Source organism: Microbulbifer sp. 2205BS26-8 (genome assembly GCF_030731025.1).
GTDB classification, from domain to species: Bacteria; Pseudomonadota; Gammaproteobacteria; order Pseudomonadales; family Cellvibrionaceae; genus Microbulbifer; species Microbulbifer spongiae.
Window position 1 is genome coordinate 48222 of sequence record NZ_JAVAMR010000018.1, and the last position, 19174, is coordinate 67395.

Consider the following 19174-nt stretch of genomic DNA (forward strand, 5'->3'; position numbering starts at 1 on the left):
CATGCTGTCCAGAAAGCATTATCCCGAGACAGATAATAACGCGTACAAGTCAGTCATTGCCCCTTTGCAAAACCAACAATTCATAGTTCTATAAAACCAATAAATACATATAGTTACAGACAGCTTTTAATCTCATGTATAACTTTCATAATCTCTTCCCTGACCACTTCACCAGCGCGCAAACCGGCAACTGGCACCGGCATACACAAGTGGGATTTTACCCGCAGGCAGAATAAAAAATGCCCGCCAAATAGCGGGCCAGATATTTCGAACACACTTTCAGGAGGAGAGTTACAAGCGCATTACGCACTTAAATTTAGGTATAGTAGAGGATTCCATCCCGCCGTGCCTATGTCGCAAAAGCCATTGGATCGAGAGGCTATGCATCCCCCCTGCAACCCCCAGCAATTTCGCCTTGACTTATACGCGATACAAGTAGCTCTGGTATTCCACATCGGTAACCCGTGTGCCTATCTCAGCCTGCTCCTGCCGCTTTAGCAGCACAAACAGTGCAGCAAAGCGCGGGTCGAGATACTCACGCCACAGGTCACTCTGCCCAAAACGCTGCAAGGCGCCACCCCAGGTATTGATCAGCTGCTCACTCTCAACCTGGTAGGCATCCCCCGTAACCGGAGCCGGTGGTTCCAACTGGTTTTCCAGCCCGTGACATACACCGGTGAGAATCGCCGCCAGAACCAGATAGGGATTCACATCGGCGCCGGCGATACGGTGCTCAATGCGGCGGGCCTCCGGTTGACTGGCTGGAATGCGCAGGGTGGTGGTGCGGTTATCATAACCCCAGCACAGGTTCAGTGGTGCATGGGAACTCTCCTGGAAACGGCGATAGGAATTGCTGTGCGGGGCAAAGAATGCCATCGCATCATTTGCGCTCGCCAGCATGCCTGCAACTGCCTGGTGCAACAGGGCCGAACCCTGTTCGCTGCCGTTGTTGAAAACATTCCTTCCAGCACTGTCAATCAGGCTCAGATGCACATGCATACCGTTCCCGGCCCGGTTGCCAAACGGCTTCGCCATGGTGCTGACACGAAGGCCGTGGCTAGAGGCCACGCCTTTTAACAGACGCTTGAACAGCAGGGTCTGGTCCGCAACAGCAAGGGGGTCGGCACTGTGCCTGAGGTCAATTTCAAATTGACCGGGAGCGCATTCCGATAGTACGGAATCCGCCGGAATACCCTGCTCTTCACAGGCTGCGCGGACATCGGCGAAGAAATGCCGCTGGGCGTTCAGTTCCGACAGATCGTATACGTCTGTGGATGGCACCAGCTCCGCGTCGTTATCGCTGACCGGGCGCGGATGCGCCAGATGGTCCGGTTCGTCATGCAACAGATAGAATTCCAGTTCAGTGGCACAAACCGCGCTGTATCCGAGTCCTTTTAACCTGTCCACTACCCGTTGCAACTGGGTGCGCGGATCGGCGTAGAGTGCGGAACCATCCGCTTCGTGCAATTGCATATGCAGCTGGGCGGTCGGCTCCCTGTGCCAGGGTGCCAGGCTGACCGGGGATACCGGGAGACAGACACCATCGCTGTCGCCACTGGCAAACACCAGCGGGCTATTCTCGATATCCCGTCCCCAGATATCCAGACTGACGGCGCTGCGGGGCATCTGCAGGCCCCCCTTGAATAGCTTCTGCGCTGACTCGGCGGGCAGCCACTTACCGCGGGGCACACCATTGATATCGAATATAAAGCCTTCAATCCACTTTAAATCCGTATGCTCAGCCAGGAACCTGTGTGATTGCGCCAGCAAATCCGATCGGCCAGCGAGTTTCTTTTCTTGAGACATATATTGCCTGAGATAATCCATTCAAACCGCAGTAACGGCCCAGAGCCTCCCCTGCCGCTAGCAGCGGGCAGGAGGGCAGCCATAGAGAGACACTGCGGCGAGTTTACGCCAGTGCCGCGGCAGTGTCGTTCAGAGTGCGCCGAGCCTTTTCCACCAACTCATCCACCTGCTCGGTGGTGATGATCAACGGCGGCGCGATAATCATGGTATCGCCGGTGGCGCGCATCACCAGGCCATTTTTAATGCTCAGGTCGCGACACACACCGCCGGCGGTGCAATCCTCATCGAAACGGGCGCGGCTGGGTTTGTCCTTCACCAGCTCCAGGGCGCCAACCATACCCAGGCTGCGGGTCTCGCCCACAATCGGATGATCCGCCAGCTCTGCCCAGCGTTTGGCCAGGTAGGGACCGGTCACGTCGCGCACCGTGTCAATAATCTTCTCATTGCGCAGGATATTGATTGTCGCCAGGCCCGCCATACAGGCTGCGGGGTGCGCGGAGTAGGTGTAGCCATGGGTAAATTCCCCCCCTTTGCTTTTGATCACTTCAGCGACCCGGTCACTCACCAGGGTACCGCCCAGGGGAAAGTAACCATTGGTCACCGCCTTGGCAAACGTCATCAGGTCCGGTTTCATGCCGTAGTAATCGGCTCCGAACCAGGCTCCGGTGCGGCCAAAGCCAAAAATTACCTCGTCCATCACCAGCAGGATATCGTACTGGCCCAGCACCTTCCTCACCTCCGGCCAATAGGTTTCCGGCGGGATGACCACGCCGCCGGCTCCCTGGATCGGTTCGGCAATAAAGGCCGCAACATTCTCCGGGCCCAGTTCCTGGATTTTTTCATCCAGGGAGCGGGCGGCGTAAATGCCAAACTCCTCGGGTGACATATCCCCGCCCTCGGCGAACCAGTAAGGTTGCTGCACATGCTCGATGTAATCCAGCGGCTGGAACTGCTTGCGCATCCCACTCATACCACCGAGACTGGCGCCAGCGATAGTGGAGCCGTGATAGCCATTCTTGCGGGAGATCACGATGCGTTTCTCCGGCCGGTCCTGCAGGTCCCAGAAGCGGCGGATAATACGCAGATTGGTGTCATTCGCCTCGGAGCCCGAACCGGTAAAGAACACGTTGTTTATAGTCGCCGGGGTCACTTCCGCCAGGACATTGGCCAGTTCGATAGAGGGCACAGTGGTACACTGGAAAAAGCTGTTGTAAAACGGCAAGGTGTTCAGCTGCTGGTAAATAGCATCACTGATTTCCCTGCGGCTGTAGCCCAGGTTGCAGCACCAGAGGCCGGACATGCCATCCAGCATGCGGTGACCATCGATATCGATAATATAAGCGCCTTCGGCACGGGTAATCACCCGGGTGCCCTGCTGGCCCAGATCATGGAAGTCGGTGAAAGGGTGCAACAGATGCCTGCGATCCTGTTGTTGCAGCTCGGTCTTATTCATAATGCTCTCCTGTCTTTTACACCGGAATTCACCCCACCTCGCGGGGTCAGGGACCCGCACCACTGGATAAAGAGTAATCCCGTAGCCTGCCATCCACCCTGTATGACCCAGGTAAACAGGCCGCAACAGGGTGTCTGGTTGCGCTCAAATTTTGTGATCACATTTTAGTGGCGAGCATCACAAAAGCGCAAGATCTATCGAAATATCAGTGGTGCCGCAAAATTGCCGGAACTCACCTGGGGCTTTGAAAAGGTTGAATAGGGCATGACCAATTAGTCACAATCCAGATAATAGCCGGCGATAAATCCTTAGGGGCAAGATACGCCAGAAGGCGCCTTAAGCGCCGGGGCTGGGTGGGGCCCGCTAGAGCAATTCCTCCGCAGGGATAGAGCCGAGTCCCTCCTCAATATCCTGGCGGATGGCCCTGCGCACCTGATCCGCATCCCCCTTGGCAAGCGCCACCAGCAGATCCTTGTGACGGTCCGGTAATTCCTGCACGCCAAAGCGCTGGAACACCAGGTGTTGCAGAGGGGCTGTTTGCAGCCACAGACTTTCGATCAAAGAAAGGATGATATGAGGGCGCCCCAAACGGTAGAGGGTAAAGTGGAAATCGAGATTGGCAGTCACATACTGCTCTATATCTTTTTCCTCCAGCGCAACGTTGACCCGGGTGTCCAGCTCACACAGAGACTCCAGCGCCTCCTCCCCCACAAAAGGCAGGGCCTGCTCGGCAGCCTGGCACTCCAACGTTACCCTGGCCGCACAGATCTCTGCGAGCTTTTCCGGGGTCATAGTGGGAACGGTCACGCGGCGGGTATCCGATACCTCCAGCGCCCGCTCGGAAGTGAGGCGTCTCAGCGCTTCCCGCACAGGCATGGGGCTGCAATTCAGTTGCGCCGCCAATCCGCGAATCGTGATTGCGTGACCGGGCAGAAATTTGCCACGCAGAATTGCGTCGCGCACCTGAAAATAAACCCGCTCCTGTGTGGTGCGGAAGGCTTCTTGCGTGGGGTGAAATGCCCGCGTCATAGTCACGCAGCCCCAAGCTGCGGCAACTTATGGGGCGTCTCATCACAACCGACCTCAATCAGGTAATCCGCCGCCCGACCACTCTGCCAGATAGTGTAAAAGTCATCGGCAACCCCCCGGCTCAGGTCTACCACCCGGTTCCAGTATCGGATGCGCTCTCTGGGGTTCAGCTTGTAAAAGTCGCTGCGATCTGGAATCTTCCCTCCGGGCAGTGCGGTCACAAATGCGGGAGATGGCGCAATCAGCAGCGTGGATGCCATGGCATCACCGCGCACGCGCCGCCAGAAGAGCCCCTTGTCAAACCAGCCCGGCACCATATAGGGGAAAAAATGTGGATAGAGGACCAACCCGTGCGGATGGCGAAAGCGCAGATCGAAGTGGTAATCGGTGATGCCGCCATCTCGGTAATTGCCCAAAGGCGCTCCATCGGGGTTTTGTACACCCTGCATCACCAGGGGAATAGCACCGCTGGCGAGCACTGCGGTACAGACATTGCGGGCGGACAAGGCCGTATTTACTGTGCTCAGGCTGTCAAATTCCACTGCGGCGCTGGTACCGGAATGGAATATCACCCGCTCCCAAAAGGCGCTCAGGCTGTATCTGGACACTGCATTGGCCAAAGCCGAAGCAATCAGAGCCGGGGCCAGGAGAGCGCGTTTTTCACTCCCGAGAGGCCCCCGGCCTCGCACCGTGACAAAATGGCTGTGCCACAGCGGATTCCCCGCCACCTCACAGGCGCCCCGCTCGCCCAATACACTCTGCAGAACCCATTCTCCTGTGGCGGTAATTTCCCTAGGGGCCGGCTTTGAGGAAGTGTAGTTTTGGTGGATATACGCGTGTTCCAGCCGCTCCAATGCCGCCAATGGGTCCCGCATTGCATAGCATAGGTTGCGAAAACTGCCGATCGAGGACCCAAGAGTCACTATCGATTCACGCCGCCCCTTGAAAAATTCTCCCATCAACACCCGATCCAACTGGCTGATCGCCAACCATTTGGGACCACCGGAGGCTCCGACCAGAGTAGAGAACTGATTCTGGTGCAAGCCTTCCTGGCGAATGCGGCGGGCCGCAGTAGCGCCGGCGAGCAAAATGCAACGGGTACGCTTCACAACACTTCTCTTGTATTTTTCCTAAGATCCGTACTTCACCGGGTTTTCAATAAAACGCCAGACCAGGCTACCATTCGCCGGTATTTTCCATCGACTGCCAGGGCTCCCGGGGAGTGAGTGGTTCACCGTTTTGCAGAAGTTCAATGGAGATACCGTCCGGTGACCGAACAAATGCCATATACCCATCGCGGGGAGGCCGGTTAATGGTCACACCCGCTTCCATCAGACGCTGACAAACCCCGTAGATGTCATCCACGCCATAAGCCAGATGACCAAAATTGCGCCCTCCGGGATAGGACTCCGGGTCCCAGTTATAAGTCAACTCAAGTACCGGCGCCCTCTTCTCACGGGCAGTCTCCAGATCCCCCGGCGCGGCCAAAAACACCAGCGTAAAGCGGCCCTGATCATAATCCGTGCGGTTCACCACCTGCAAACCCAGTATTTCACAGTAAAATTTCAAAGACACATCCAGATCGGACACACGCACCATCGTATGTAGGTAGTTCACCCGCTACTCCTTTTTTTACTCAGATCTACAATCGCGATATAAGAGATGATTCAACTTCACAACGTCAAATGCAAATGTATAAAAAATTCTATCGCAAATTTTTACAGGCATCCGACCTTTGCGCACCCTCGGTGTTACATATGGCCTGTCACTCCCATCACTACTGGCCGGATATTACCCTCGAGGCGGTACAGGAATACTGGCGCGACGCGGCGCGCTTGGCCGATGACAAGTGGGACACTATCTTCGGAGAAAAAATACCCGCCTGGCAAAACGCCGTTGCACACACCCTGCAACTACCCGACGCCGACCAAATTGCCATTGCCCCCAATACCCATGAACTGGTTTACCGCCTGATCAGTGCCTTCGATCAACACCAGCCCCTGCGTATACTGACCACCGACGGCGAATTCTACAGTTTTGCACGCCAATTGGCGCGATTGGAAGAGCTGCCCAACATCGAAGTCAGCAGGATTCCAAAAGTACCCTACGACACACTGGCCGAACGTTTCGAGCGGGCGTTGCAGACCGCAGACTACCAGCTTGCCTATGCCAGTCTGGTCTTTTTCGATTCGGGTGTGATGTTCCCCGAATTATTGCGCATCGCCGGGGACAAGCCAGCCGGTACCCAGTTTGTTATCGACGGCTATCACGCCTTCTTCGCGCGCCCGGTCAATTTGCGCGATGTCGCCGACAAGGTCTTCTTCCTCGCCGGCTCCTATAAATACCTCGGCGCCGGTGAAGGCCTCTGCTTTATGAGTATCCCCGCACACTGTACCCTGCGCCCGCTCAACACCGGCTGGTTTGCAGACATGGCTGAATTACAAAACCGCTCAGAGGGCGTCAACTTTGGGAACAACTGGCTGCGTTTTGCCGGGGCGACCATGGATTACTCCTGCCTGTACAAAGGACTGGCCATTTTCGACCTGTTACGGCGTGAAGGTATTACAGTCGGGAAAATTCACCGCTATGTCCTGGCTGCCCAGGGTCGCTTTCTGCACAGCATGGACAGCGCAGGACACCCCCTGCTCAACCGGGAGAATCTGATTTATCACGACCTTGAGCAAGGCCATGGACACTTCTTTACCTTTGACTGCCGCAGTGTGGAGAATGCGCAGCGACTGCATAAAGCACTCAGAGCCCGCGCCGTGCTGTGCGACCGGCGCCAGCAACTGCTGCGGCTGGGGTTTGCCATCTACCACGACGAGAATGAGACATATCAACAGGTTTTCAGTGGTTGAGGTTATCCATCCAGTAGCGCTTGCCGTCGGACGGATTTTCCCAGACCAATCACCGCCAATGATATCTACAGGGCTGGCAGTGAATAGGTTATGCTGCAGAGCACGCTCAGCTGCCGTTAAGCATAACGCTGCTAAGATCCCGCCAATACTCCGGGGTTTCCCATAACCCATTGCGATGGACAAGGAAAAATCATGAAGTTAATACCACTCTCCACAATCACACTACTTGCCCTGCTTGTCACCGCTTGCGGCAGCGGTAGCGCACCTGCCGAGCGGGGTACTCTGGTCACAATTGCCGCACACGGTGAGGTCAGCCAGGCACCCGACATAGCGAGCATCTCTGTGGGTGTCGTCACCGAGGCCGGGGACAGTAAAAAAGCCATGGGCGATAACGCCGAACAAATGGAAGCCTTGATGGCGGCCATCAAAAAAGCCGGTATTGCCAAAAAAGACATCCAGACCAGCGGCATCAGCCTATGGCCCCGTTACCAGTATCAACAGAATCGAAAACCGCAACTCGTTGGCTATACTGCGCGCAATACGGTCAGCATCAAGGTGCGCAAGCTGGACGAATTGGGAGACCTGCTGGACGACCTGGCGGACGCCGGTGCCAACCAGGTGAACGGCCCCAGCTTCGAGATCGGCGAGCCGGCACCGGTACAGGCCAAGGCCCGTGAAAAAGCTCTTCTGGATGCACAGGAACGGGCAACCATCTATGCAAAAGCCCTCGGCATGAAGGTGCGCCGGATCGTGAGTATTTCTGAAAAAGGCACCGGCGATCTGCCCCATCCGGTGATGCTCAGCCGCAACCAGATGACCGCCGAGAAAGACCGTGCAACGACGCCTGTTGCCCCCGGGGAAATAACGGTGACGGTGAACCTGGACCTGGTATTTGAGTTGCAGGACTGATCTCTTTGGGCCCTGCATCCTCCAACGCAGAATTCGGGAGTTGACCTTTTCCCCGGTTATACCGGCACGCGCCATTGGGCTACCGCCGGCACAGCTGCGGTTTCATTGCAGCCCCATCAACCTGGCTCTCCCGGCTCTACAAAAATATCCGCGGCTGGCTGGATGGGCTCTTTGTAGATCTTTCCGCCTTTCATCACAAACTGCACCCGCTGCAATTCGGAAATATCCTCAAGAGGGTTTCCCGCCACCGCAATAATATCTGCCATCTTGCCCTCGCTGATACTGCCCAGTTCATCCTGCACCTGCAGTAGCTGCGCGGCATGCCAGGTGGCCGAGCGAATGGCATCGGCAGGGGCCATACCCCCTTGCACCATCAGGACAAATTCCCGCGCATTGTCCCCGTGGCGGGTCACCCCGGTGTCGGTCCCAAAAGCAATTTTGACGCCACGCTTGTACGCTCTGGAAAACGTTCCCAGCATCAACGGGCCGATAGTGGCCGCTTTTGGGCGCACAATATCCGGTAAAAATCCCTCAATGGCGGATTTTTCCGTTACCCACTCCCCGGCCATCAGTGTCGGCACAAACCAGGTATTGTTACGGCGCATCAGATTAATCACCTCATCGTCCATATAGGTGCCATGTTCGATGGAATCTACGCCGGCGCGAATTGCGCGGATCATACCCTCTTTGCCATGGGCATGGACCGCCACAGTCAAGCCGTAATCCCGGGCGGTGGCGACAATCGCCTCCAGCTCATCCATCATGAACTGAGGATTCTGCCCACTTTTTGCCACACTCAACACGCCACCGGTGGCAGTAATCTTAATCAGGTCGACACCCTCCTTGTAGCGCTGGCGAACAGCCTCTCGCGCACTGGCCGGCCCGTTGATCACACCCTCTACCGGGCCGGGATTACCCATCAGATCCCAGCGGCGGCCATTGGTGGGATCGGCATGGCCACCGGTGGTCGCGATGGATTTGCCCGCAGTATAAATTCGCGGTCCCTCGACGATACCTGCGTCTATGGCCTTGCGCAGACTCACAGTGACATTATCCTGGTCCCCGAGATTGCGCACGGTGGTAAAGCCCGCAAGCAGCGTACGCCTGGCGGCATCCACCCCGCGCAAAGTGAAATCCGCGGGATTCCATGTATAGGACTCCATATAGGCTTGCGGGCCAAACTCATAGGTGAGATGGCTGTGCATATCCATGAGGCCGGGCAATACCGTAAAATCGCGCAGGTCCACCAGGATTTCCCGGTCCCGTTTGGCAAACCCTTTTTGCACTGACTCGACCCGGCCATCCACGATGTGCACAGTGCGGTTTTCCAAGAGTTTTCCGCTACTGCTGTCAAACAGCTTACCCGCGTAAATAGCCGTGCCCTGCGCCTGCGCCTGCAGGCCCGTCAATCCCACACAGATAGACATTATCGCAACGGCAGCGCGGTTGGTGAGGTAGCCCCTCTTGGTATTCTTTGTCATTGTCGCTCCCAGCAAGTCTCACTTAGATTCGTATCGTTCTTATTGGAACGCGTACAATTTACCGCAGTCTGTGAGTCAAGAGGAAGTGCCAATGAAAATCTACGAATTTGCTGCCGCACCCAATTGCCGTCGTGTGCGCATGTACCTGGCGGAAAAAGGTATCGATATCACCTTCACTCAGGTAGATATTGCCAAGGGGGAAAACCTCACCCCGGATTTTCGCAGCATGAATGCCACTGCGAAAGTGCCGGTACTGGCGCTGGAGGATGGCACACACATCGCCGAGTCAGTGGCGATTCAACGCTATTTTGAAGAGCTGCATCCGGAGCCACCGTTGTTTGGGCGGGATGCAAGGGAAAAGGCTCTAGTTGAAATGTGGAGCCGCCGCGCCGACTTCAACCTGATGCTTCCTGTCGGAATGTGCTTCCAGCATGTCTCGGGTTTCTTCAAGGACCGCATGAATGTCTACCCGGCATTCGGCGAGGATGCCGGTAAGCGCGCAATGCAATTTATGGCTATCTTGAATGATCACCTTTCCGATCACGAATATCTGGCGGGGGATTATTTTTCTGTAGCAGACATTGGTATGGTCTGCAGTCTGGATTTTGGCAAGGTGCAAAACCTGCGCCCTGATGCCGAAAAACACCCCCACCTGATCCGCTGGCGTGGGCAGCTCAAACAGCGCCCCAGCTTCGGTGCCTGACGGTGGATTTGCGCTAAAATCCGACTGACGGAAGAAAGCCGGGAGACGCATCAGTCTACAAATAGACCATCACCCCCACCCATCCCGGGGGGGGCGATTACTCATCTGGAATGTCAATCCCTGGAGGGCAACACCTCTACCGGTCCGATGTCCAGGGCTTCCACCTCCCCCTTTATCTTGTCGAGATCCCCCACAATCACCCAGGTAAACTGCCCGGGAGCGAGGAACTCCTTTGCGGCAGCCGCTACCTGTGCTTGGGTGAGCGCGACAACCCGCTGTGGATACTCGGCAATGTAGTCTTCCGGCAGGCCCTTTTCTACCTGCCAGTTGATACTGGAAAGCAACTGCCCCTTGGTCTGGAAGCGAGCGCTCTGTTTGAGCACCTCATCGTTGCGATAGTCCTCCAATTCCCTCTCCGTGATGGGGCGTTTATCCAGGTAGTCCCGGTACTCTTTCACAATCTCCCGGATCGCGGGCGCCGTTTTGTCAGTTTGCACAGGTGCGAACAAAATGTATGGACGCTGGCCTTCCGTATCCAGAGACACTGCACGGGCACCGTATGACCAGTGTTTGTCCTCACGCAGGTTCATATTCACCCGGGAAGTAAATTTTCCCGCGATAGTATTGGCCATCGCATCGAAAGCCTCAGCGCCCTGAGGCTGCCAGGGGGGCATGACCAGACCCGCCATGATGTAACTCTGCTGCGCGCCGGGGCGATCCAGCAGATACACCCGCGCTTTGTCAGGACGTGCCACTTTTGCCAATGCCACATTTGGCAATTCTGCTTCGGGTGCTCTCCAGTCGCCCAGGGCATCATTCAGCAGGGGCTCTACCTCCTTTTCTGTCACATCGCCGACAATCGTCAGGGTGGCATTATCGGGCCTGACCCAGGCTTTCTGGAACTGCACCAGATCGTTACGGGTAATGGATTGGATCCCCTCCGGGGTACCGGAACCGGTCAAAGGGGAACCGTAGGGGTGACTGGCGCCGAACAATAGCGGTGGCAGCTCCCGCAGTGCCAGCCCCCGCGGCTGGGCCTTTTCCTGCGCGATCCTGTCCAGGCGATTGGACTTGACCCGCTCGAGATCCGATGCCGGAAACTGCGGCTCGGTCACCACTTGCGCAAAAAGCTCCAGAGACGGGGCCAGCTGCGACTTGAGAGCACTCATGCTGATCGTGTTGTAATCCAGCCCGCTGCCCCCGCCGATACTCACGCCCAACTCTTCCGCCCGAGCACTGAAAGCCAGGCTGTCCAGATCACCGGCGCCCTCGCTGAGCATTTGCGCAGCTACAGAGGCCAGGCCGGGCTTGCTATTGTCCGCCGCTGCACCACTGCGAAACTGCAGATTCATCAACACTACCGGCGTATCATGGCGCTCGGCCAGGACTACCTTCAGCCCGTTTTTGAGGGTGAACGCCTGCTGTTGTGGCAACTCCAGTTCGACAGTTTTATCCACCTCAGGTAGCTGGCTGCGATCCGCACCCTCACTGTCGGCAGTGTACTGTTTTTGTGGCTCGATAATCAGGGTGTAGGCATCTGCCTTCAACCACTGCTGCGCTACATCCTGTACTTCGGGTGCAGAAACCTGGGCGTATTCCTCGATTCCTTTTAGCAGGGCACCAGGATCGTCATAGTAAAATTCCGCACGGGCCAGGATGTCGCTCTTGCCACCAAAGCCACCGGTTTTTTCCAGACCCTTTACAAGGCCGGCAAACTCCCCTTGCTTGACCCGGCGCAGGTCCTCTGTACTCACACCATTTTTTGCAAACGCACGCAATTCCCTGTTCAACAGTCTTTCGACTTTATCGACCGGCTGCCCGGGCTTTACATCCACAATGATAAAAAGTTGCCCAGCCAGCTGGCGCCCATAGTAGAAGGCGCTAACACTCGTGGCAACTTTCTCATCCCGTACCAGGCGGCGATACAGCAGAGAGTTCTTCCGGTTTGCCAGCAGTGACGCCATCAATTCGAGCGCGTGCTCCTCCTCACTGTCAACCGCCGGTACATTCCAGACCTTGTAAATACGGGTTTGTGGTACCTGGTCGTAGACCACTTCACGCTTATTGACCTGAGCCGGTAATTCCCAGCGCTTGACACGCGGCTGCGCCCCTGTGCTGGGTATATCACCAAAATACTTGCGCACCTTGGCCATGGCCTCATCAACAGTGACATCGCCGGCAATCACCAGGGTTGCATTTGCCGGTTGATAATGATCCGCAAACCACTTTTTCACGTCATCCAGGCTGGCATTGTCTAGATCTGCCATAGAGCCGATGGGTGTCCAGGAGTAGGGATGGTTAGCGGGAAAGGTGCTCTTGGCAATGATATCAAAGGCTTTACCGTAGGGGGCATTTTCGCCCTGACGTTTCTCGTTTTTTACCACACCGCGCTGTTCATCCAACACATCCTGGGTGATTGCACCCTTGAAGTGGCCCATCCTGTCCGACTCCATCCACAGTGCCATATCCAGAGCACCTTTGGGAACCGTGGCGAAATAATTGGTGCGATCATTGTTGGTGGTGCCATTCATATCCGTGGCACCGGAGCGCTGGAAGGGTTCAAAGTATTCGCCCGGATGATTTTCGCTGCCGTTAAACATCAGGTGCTCAAACAGATGGGCAAACCCGGTTTTCCCCTCCGGCTCATCCTTGGAACCCACCTTGTACCAGATATTAGTGGAGACGACCGGGGCCTTGTGGTCCTCGTGTACGATCACTGTGAGGCCATTGGGCAACACTTCCTTATGGTAGGGAATGTCCAACTTCGGTGCCGGAACATAGGCCGGATTACCAAAAGCGGCCGCCTTGCTGCGGGCCGCCGCCGTTTTATCCGCGGATAGCGCGTGGGACCTATCGTTAGTGGAATTGTCACAACCGGCGAAACCGGTGGTGGCAATAAGGACACTGATAAACACTGGACGCAGGTCCATAGTTTCACTCCTAATCAATAACAGCGGAGCCAGGGCAATTGCTTACCCTGCCATTGTCTACAAAACCTTCCGCCGAATCAGTGCTCGGCCAGAGTCCCGCTTGGACAAAAAAATGGGCACAGAAGTGCCCAAATACCTACAATACAGAGAGAAGCAATAAGCCTCAGTTGCCCACGGTAAGAAACCGTAGGCTCCTCTGTTGCGCCGGACTGTTCAAACCAAACGACCTGGTCTGACGACCTGCGGTTACCGAGGATGCGCCCCTGTGAGTACTGTAGAGACCCATTATGCCGCTACTGTACCGGATCTGTTCTCGGCATTAGGCACAGAATGGTGGCCAAAACGCTCCTCGGCGATAAGGTCAGCCACGTGTGCCGTGGTTTTACCGGTGTTATCTGCACGCTCAAACACCTCCTGCATGGTATTGCCGATTTCTTCAATATGGGCACGCACCTCGGTGGCGTCGTAATCTCCCTGCTGCTGGTAATAAACATCGATAATACCACCGGCATTGATCACATAGTCCGGGGCATAGAGAACGCCTTTCTCGCGCAGCACTTCGGCGTGACGCTCTTCGGCCAGCTGGTTGTTGGCGGCACCGGCGACAGCTCCCACTTTCAAGCGGGCGATGGTGTCATCATCCAGAATGGCTCCCATGGCACAGGGCGCGAACAAATCCACATCCAGATCGAAGATCTCCTCAGCGGTTACGGCAATAGCACCCAGCTCATTGACCGAGCGATCGATATTGTCTTGGAAAATATCCGTAACGAAGAGTTCCGCGCCGGCCTCTTTCAACAGCTTGCCCAGGCGGAACCCCACATTGCCCATTCCCTGGATAGAAACTTTGAGACCGCTCAAGTCGGTTTTTCCCCAGCGGTGCTGTGCGGCGGCCTTGAGGCCCACAAATACGCCATAAGCAGTGGAAGGCGACGGGTCACCACCGTATTCAGAGCCTGCGAACAGACCGGATACATACTCTGTGGTCTCGCCGATAACCCGCATATCGGCAACGCTGGTGCCGGAATCCTCCGCGGTGATGTAACGCCCGTTGAGTGTGTTGATGAACTCACCCATAGCGCGCAGTAGCTCGGGCGTCTTATCCTGACGGGGATCGCCGATAATCACCGATTTTCCACCCCCGAGTCTCAAACCAGCCATGGCAGACTTATAGGTCATTCCACGGGAGAGGCGCAGCACATCATTGAGCGCCTCACCGTCATCCACATAGGGCCACATACGGCAGCCTCCCAGTGAAGGCCCTAAATTCGTATTGTGGACCGCGATGATTGCCTTGAGACCGCTCTTGGCATCCTGATAAAACGCCACTTGTTCGTGTTTATCATAAGCGGAATGGGAAAAAACACTCATTAACTGTTCCTCTCCGGAAGGCCGATTCTAGCGCTGGGGAACAACCACAGCCTTATCATTTTTTTGAGGGGTAAGATTATATCCTGCTTCACCAGATAAAGTTTGCATATTTTGCACAAAACGGCAAAACAATAGCGAAAACTTCATATATAGCGTTATTATTTAGGACGATTTTCTTAAAGGAACACAATGGACCAAGTGGTCAAAAAACCTCCTGCGCGAGCCAGCGCCCCTGGCAACCACCGCAAGGCTTTCGCCCTGGGCAGGATCCCGTTATACGGCGTCAACTGGGTCTGGTAGAATCCGCGCCCAAATCGAACCCCAGGGATATACTCGATGCTCAACGCCGACGCTCTGAAACAGCTTTCACAGCTGAAAACTGATATTCGCTCCAGCAAGGAATTTGCCGAAGGCCAGGTACGCGGCAGCAACGGTAAGTTCGGTTTTGTTGTGCTGGTGGATGGGCGAGAGGCCTTCCTGCCACCCAATGAGATGGAACGTGTTTTCCCCGGCGATCGGGTTCGCGTCAGCCTGACAGAAGGACCCAAGGGCAAGCTCACCGCGGAACTGGATGTCCTGCTTGAGAGTGAACTTGACTACCTTGTCGGCCAATATATCCAACGTGGCCAGGGACACTTTATCCAGCCCACCCAGCATTCCCTCACCCGCTGGATCTTTCTCCCCCCCAAGGCCCGCGGCAAGGCCCAACCCGGAGACTTTATCGCCTGCAGGGTCAACCGCCACCCCTTCAAGGACGGGCGCGCTCAGGCCAGGGTGACGTCCGTTATCGGCAAACCCGAGATGCCCGGTATTGAGCACGCCTACACAATTGCCCAGTACCAGCTGCCAGAGCAATTCAGCCCCGCGGCGCAGAAACAGTCGGAAACCCTTGCCAGGCAATTGGCGTCTGTGATTGCCGAGCGCACTGACCTCTCCGAACTGGGCTTTGCCACCATTGATGCGGAAAGCACTCAAGATATGGACGATGCCCTTGCCGTTACCCAGCGGGAGGATGGTTGGACTCTGCATATCGCTATTGCCGATCCCAGTAGTGTGATCGGCCAAGACAGCCCGCTGGATAAGGAAGCCTTCAAGCGCGCCCACAGCCTATACCTGCCCGGCGAAACCCTGCCCATGTTGCCAAACAATCTGTGCGAGGGTCTCGTCTCCTTGATTCCCGGAGAGCTGCGCCCGGTATTGGTTGTGCATATTGATATCAACCGTGATGGCAGTATCAGTGCGAGCCACTATGAGTTTGCCGCGATCCGCTCCCAGTACAAACTAAGCTATACACAAGTCAGCGGTTTTTTTGAGGGTGATGACACCGCAGTGCCCGAAGCGCAAAGAGAGAGTTTGCGCAATCTGGCCGCAATCTGTAAGGCCCGTGCCACTTATCGCTCCACCCATTCTCTGGCCATGGAAGACCGCCCGGAGTATGAGGTCTGGCTCGACAGCCAGCGCAAAATTGCGCGTATCGAAAGGCAGGAGCGCAATATTGCCCAGCGCATAGTCGAAGAGGCCATGCTCGCCACCAATATCAGTATCGGCGCCAAACTAGCGGAACGACAGCAGGGCTGCTTTTCTGTGCACCTGGGTTTCCGCAAAGAACGTATGGGCGAGGTAAAAAGTCTCCTCAAAGCCCTTTTGCCAGAATATGCCGAGAAAGACCTGGGCCAACTGGAGCACTACCTGGCTTTGGTGAAGCACCTGGAAAGTCAGGATGATTCCCAATTGCAGAACCTCCTGGCCGTGCTGAAGCGCATGCTGCGCCCCGGTCTGCTCAATAACAAGGTCGGCGCACACCTGGGTTTAGGACTCCCCGCCTATGCCACAGTAACCTCCCCCATTCGCAAGTACAACGATCTGTATAATCACCGCGTACTACGTGCGGCTATACAACAAGGCAACACTCCAGATCTCAACGACGTGCATATTGAGGCTCTGCAGAACAGCCTAGTTCGCGGCCGCCAGGCCAGGCGCGCCCTGGAGCAATGGCTGTATGCCCAGTTTATGCAGGATAAAATCGGTAACACATACGCTGGCAAAATCACTCTGGTGACTGGCGCCGGCCTCGGGGTACGCCTCGATCAATTTGGCATCGATGGATTTGTGCGGATGAATGGGGACAAAAAGAACCTTCCGACTTTCGACGGCAAGCATCTCACCCTCACGCACAATGAGCAACGTTTCCAACTGGAACAAGCGGTTGTGGTCAAGGTGGCCTCTGTGAATGTGGACAAGCGCCGCATTGCTTTCGAACTGGTTCTGGAGAGTCCGCAAGCCGACAGCGCCGCAAAAAAATAATCAGGGCAAAGCCGCCCTGGAGAGCCCGGTCACTGTCGGGCTCTCCCCTGTTGTGATGAGCCTGATACGGGTTACTCTCTTGGCACAGGCCGTTGACATTTCGGCAAGTCAGTACAATTGCGCCGGTGTTTCTGGATAGCCACTTATCGCCTTTTACACTACCCGCTGATTTGCAAACTGCAATAACATCGCCACAGCACTGGCTGGAACAGGCAATCTATCAAAATGATCGAGGTCACCCATGAATCCTATTGTTGCACTGCCCCCCACCCCTCTGTGGAAACACTTCGCCGCACTGTGTGAGATTCCCCGCCCCTCCAAACATGAAGAGCGGGTAGTGGAATACGCCCTCAGCTTTGCCAGAGCCCGCAATCTGAAGGCGCAGTTGGATACAGCCGGCAATGTGATTATCAAGAAGCCCGCGACACCGGGTATGGAAGATCGCCAGACCCTGGCCCTGCAGAGCCATTTGGATATGGTGCCGCAGAAAAATGCCAGCACAGTACACAATTTCCTTACCGACCCCATCAGGCCCTACGTGGATGGCGATTGGGTCACTGCCAAAGGCACTACTCTCGGTGCCGACAATGGCATAGGCGTCGCCGCCATCCTCGCCCTGTTGGAGTCCACCGACATCCCCCACCCCGCCCTGGAGGCACTGCTCACTATTGATGAAGAGGCGGGCATGACCGGTGCCAAAAACCTGCAGCGGGGCAACTTCGAGGCGGATCTGCTCCTGAACCTGGATACCGAAGATGAAGGGGAACTCTATATCGGCTGTGCTGGGGGCGTGGATGTAAATGCCATTCTCCCTTACACCAGGGATCCCATAGCGGTGGGTAGCCAGGCCTTTACACTTTCTGTGCGCGGCCTGCGCGGTGGGCACTCGGGCCTGGACATCGATAAGGGGCGCGGCAACGCCAACAAGATTGCCAACCGCATTATCGACACGGCTCTGGGCAAAATCCCCGAGCTGCGCATTGCCGCGCTGGATGGCGGCAGCCTGCGCAACGCCATTCCCCGCGAATCCTTTTGCACCCTTGTGATTCCGGCCGGCACTCGGGACAAACTACAACAGAGTATCGACAGCGAGAGTGCACGTCTCTCACAGGAATTTGACAACGAGGTGGACCTCACAATCACTCTGGAGCCCACAGAAACACCCGGTAGTACCATGAATGCTGCAAGCCAGCTGAGACTGATTCGCGCCATTCGTTGCTGCCCCAATGGCGTGGCGCGCATGAGTACCAAGTTGACAAATATTGCCGACACATCCAATAACCTGGCCCGCGTTGTCACGGCTGAGAGGGACGGCAAACCGCAGGTGCAGATCCAGTGCCTGGTGCGCAGCCTGTCTGACACGGCCCGCGACCAACACGGTCTGGACGTTGCCGCCAGCTTTGAACTGGCCGGCGCTACAACCTGGCTGGACAATGCCTACCCTGGCTGGGCCCCAAACCCCAGCTCGCCCCTGCTGGCACTGATGAGAGACGTTTATACAGAGATGACCGGAGCAGAACCTGAAGTCAAAGTGATCCACGCAGGTCTGGAGTGCGGTCTTTTGGCAAAACCCTACCCCAACTGGGACATGGTTTCCTTCGGCCCCACCATCCGCCGCGCACATTCCCCCGAAGAACGGGTGCATATCCACAGCGTTGCCAATTTCTGGGATTACTTGATCAAGGTGGTACAGGCAGTCCCTGGCCGCAACTAGCCCGCCAGCGGTGAAGATAACCTCGGGCGATCAAGGGATGAATGCCAAACCGGCACAGAAACTATCCAGCAGTCAATCAATCGATAGTTCCCATTGGCCCGTTTACCACCCAAGCGGTATTCGAGACCATGTGAGCAAAGTGACCTGCTCACACGGCGCGGGGTATCAAAAACTGTAGGTGAGACCCAGGTAGGCACGGCGACCGGAATAAGATGAACCATACATCCGATTCTTTTCCCCCAGTAACGGTCCACCTTTTCCTCGGTCAGGTTGATAATTGAAGCGGAGAGCACAAGCGAGTCCATCAGGCTATAGGATGCGTTACCATGCCATCACGCAAGCGCCAGCGTCGAATAACACTTACTAATGCCACGTCTATCACTCCTTTCACCCCTGCATACTATTTGTGCAGGGAAGGGTTATACGTGGGTCAAAATTCGATGCAAATCCAGGGGGTTAGTGGGTCAGTTTTAAGTGCAAATCAACACCCAACCGAACAAAAATCAGCCAATTCCTGGGGTGTCCAGAAACTAAGGCACCCTTGAAAGCCTTACTGCGCCTGGGTTTCAAGCCGAAGTGAAAATTCCGGCAGGAATGTCTCTAGGGCCTGTTCACA

At 56.0% G+C, this 19174-nt stretch carries 13 protein-coding genes; 5 read left to right on the forward strand and 8 right to left on the reverse strand.

Going from position 1 to position 19174, the window contains the following annotated elements; translation table 11 throughout:
- Positions 1-420 precede the first annotated feature (420 nt).
- From Q5Y71_RS08395 to gloA, 5 genes are all read right to left on the reverse strand, one after another.
- Complete coding sequence (locus tag Q5Y71_RS08395; protein ID WP_306041588.1) at positions 421-1806, reverse strand: glutamine synthetase family protein; 1386 nt, start codon at positions 1804-1806, stop codon at positions 421-423.
- 103 nt (positions 1807-1909) lie between these two features.
- The gene (locus Q5Y71_RS08400; protein ID WP_306041590.1) at positions 1910-3259 is read right to left on the reverse strand and encodes an aspartate aminotransferase family protein; all 1350 of its coding nucleotides are present in this window, start codon (positions 3257-3259) and stop codon (positions 1910-1912) included.
- A 363-nt stretch (positions 3260-3622) separates the two neighbouring features.
- Entirely contained in the window at positions 3623-4288 is a 666-nt protein-coding gene (locus Q5Y71_RS08405) for a GntR family transcriptional regulator (protein ID WP_306041592.1), read from the reverse strand.
- A gap of 2 nt (positions 4289-4290) precedes the next feature.
- The gene (locus Q5Y71_RS08410; protein ID WP_306041593.1) at positions 4291-5397 is read right to left on the reverse strand and encodes a hypothetical protein; all 1107 of its coding nucleotides are present in this window, start codon (positions 5395-5397) and stop codon (positions 4291-4293) included.
- Between the two features lie 67 nt (positions 5398-5464).
- Positions 5465-5905, reverse strand: coding sequence for a lactoylglutathione lyase (gene gloA / locus Q5Y71_RS08415; RefSeq protein WP_306041594.1), 441 nt, complete (start codon positions 5903-5905; stop codon positions 5465-5467).
- Positions 5906-6045: 140 nt separating this feature from the next.
- Here gloA and Q5Y71_RS08420 point away from each other — a divergent pair, with 140 nt between their 5' ends.
- Together Q5Y71_RS08420 and Q5Y71_RS08425 are read left to right on the forward strand one after the other, a co-directional pair.
- Complete coding sequence (locus tag Q5Y71_RS08420) at positions 6046-7146, forward strand: hypothetical protein (RefSeq protein ID WP_306041596.1); 1101 nt, start codon at positions 6046-6048, stop codon at positions 7144-7146.
- A gap of 192 nt (positions 7147-7338) precedes the next feature.
- A complete protein-coding gene (locus Q5Y71_RS08425; RefSeq protein WP_306041597.1) occupies positions 7339-8055 on the forward strand; it encodes an SIMPL domain-containing protein in 717 nt (238 codons plus the stop codon).
- Between the two features lie 116 nt (positions 8056-8171).
- Here the strand turns inward: Q5Y71_RS08425 and Q5Y71_RS08430 are convergent, their stop codons facing one another.
- Positions 8172-9536, reverse strand: coding sequence for an amidohydrolase family protein (locus tag Q5Y71_RS08430; RefSeq protein ID WP_306041599.1), 1365 nt, complete (start codon positions 9534-9536; stop codon positions 8172-8174).
- Positions 9537-9627: 91 nt separating this feature from the next.
- Between Q5Y71_RS08430 and Q5Y71_RS08435 the strand changes: the two genes are divergently transcribed.
- Entirely contained in the window at positions 9628-10239 is a 612-nt protein-coding gene (locus Q5Y71_RS08435) for a glutathione S-transferase family protein (protein WP_306041600.1), read from the forward strand.
- A 113-nt stretch (positions 10240-10352) separates the two neighbouring features.
- On the opposite strand, the gene Q5Y71_RS08440 is transcribed toward Q5Y71_RS08435, so the two are convergent.
- Complete coding sequence (locus Q5Y71_RS08440) at positions 10353-13169, reverse strand: pitrilysin family protein (RefSeq protein WP_306041602.1); 2817 nt, start codon at positions 13167-13169, stop codon at positions 10353-10355.
- A gap of 285 nt (positions 13170-13454) precedes the next feature.
- Positions 13455-14540 (reverse strand): Glu/Leu/Phe/Val dehydrogenase dimerization domain-containing protein, encoded by a 1086-nt coding sequence (locus Q5Y71_RS08445; RefSeq protein ID WP_306041603.1) that lies wholly within the window; start codon positions 14538-14540, stop codon positions 13455-13457.
- 336 nt (positions 14541-14876) lie between these two features.
- On the opposite strand from Q5Y71_RS08445, the gene Q5Y71_RS08450 reads away from it, so the two are divergent.
- Positions 14877-16844, forward strand: a complete 1968-nt coding sequence (locus tag Q5Y71_RS08450; RefSeq protein WP_306041604.1) for a VacB/RNase II family 3'-5' exoribonuclease — start codon at positions 14877-14879, stop codon at positions 16842-16844.
- A 241-nt stretch (positions 16845-17085) separates the two neighbouring features.
- Positions 17086-18558, forward strand: coding sequence for an aminoacyl-histidine dipeptidase (locus Q5Y71_RS08455; protein WP_306041606.1), 1473 nt, complete (start codon positions 17086-17088; stop codon positions 18556-18558).
- The last annotated feature ends 616 nt before the right edge of the window (positions 18559-19174 follow it).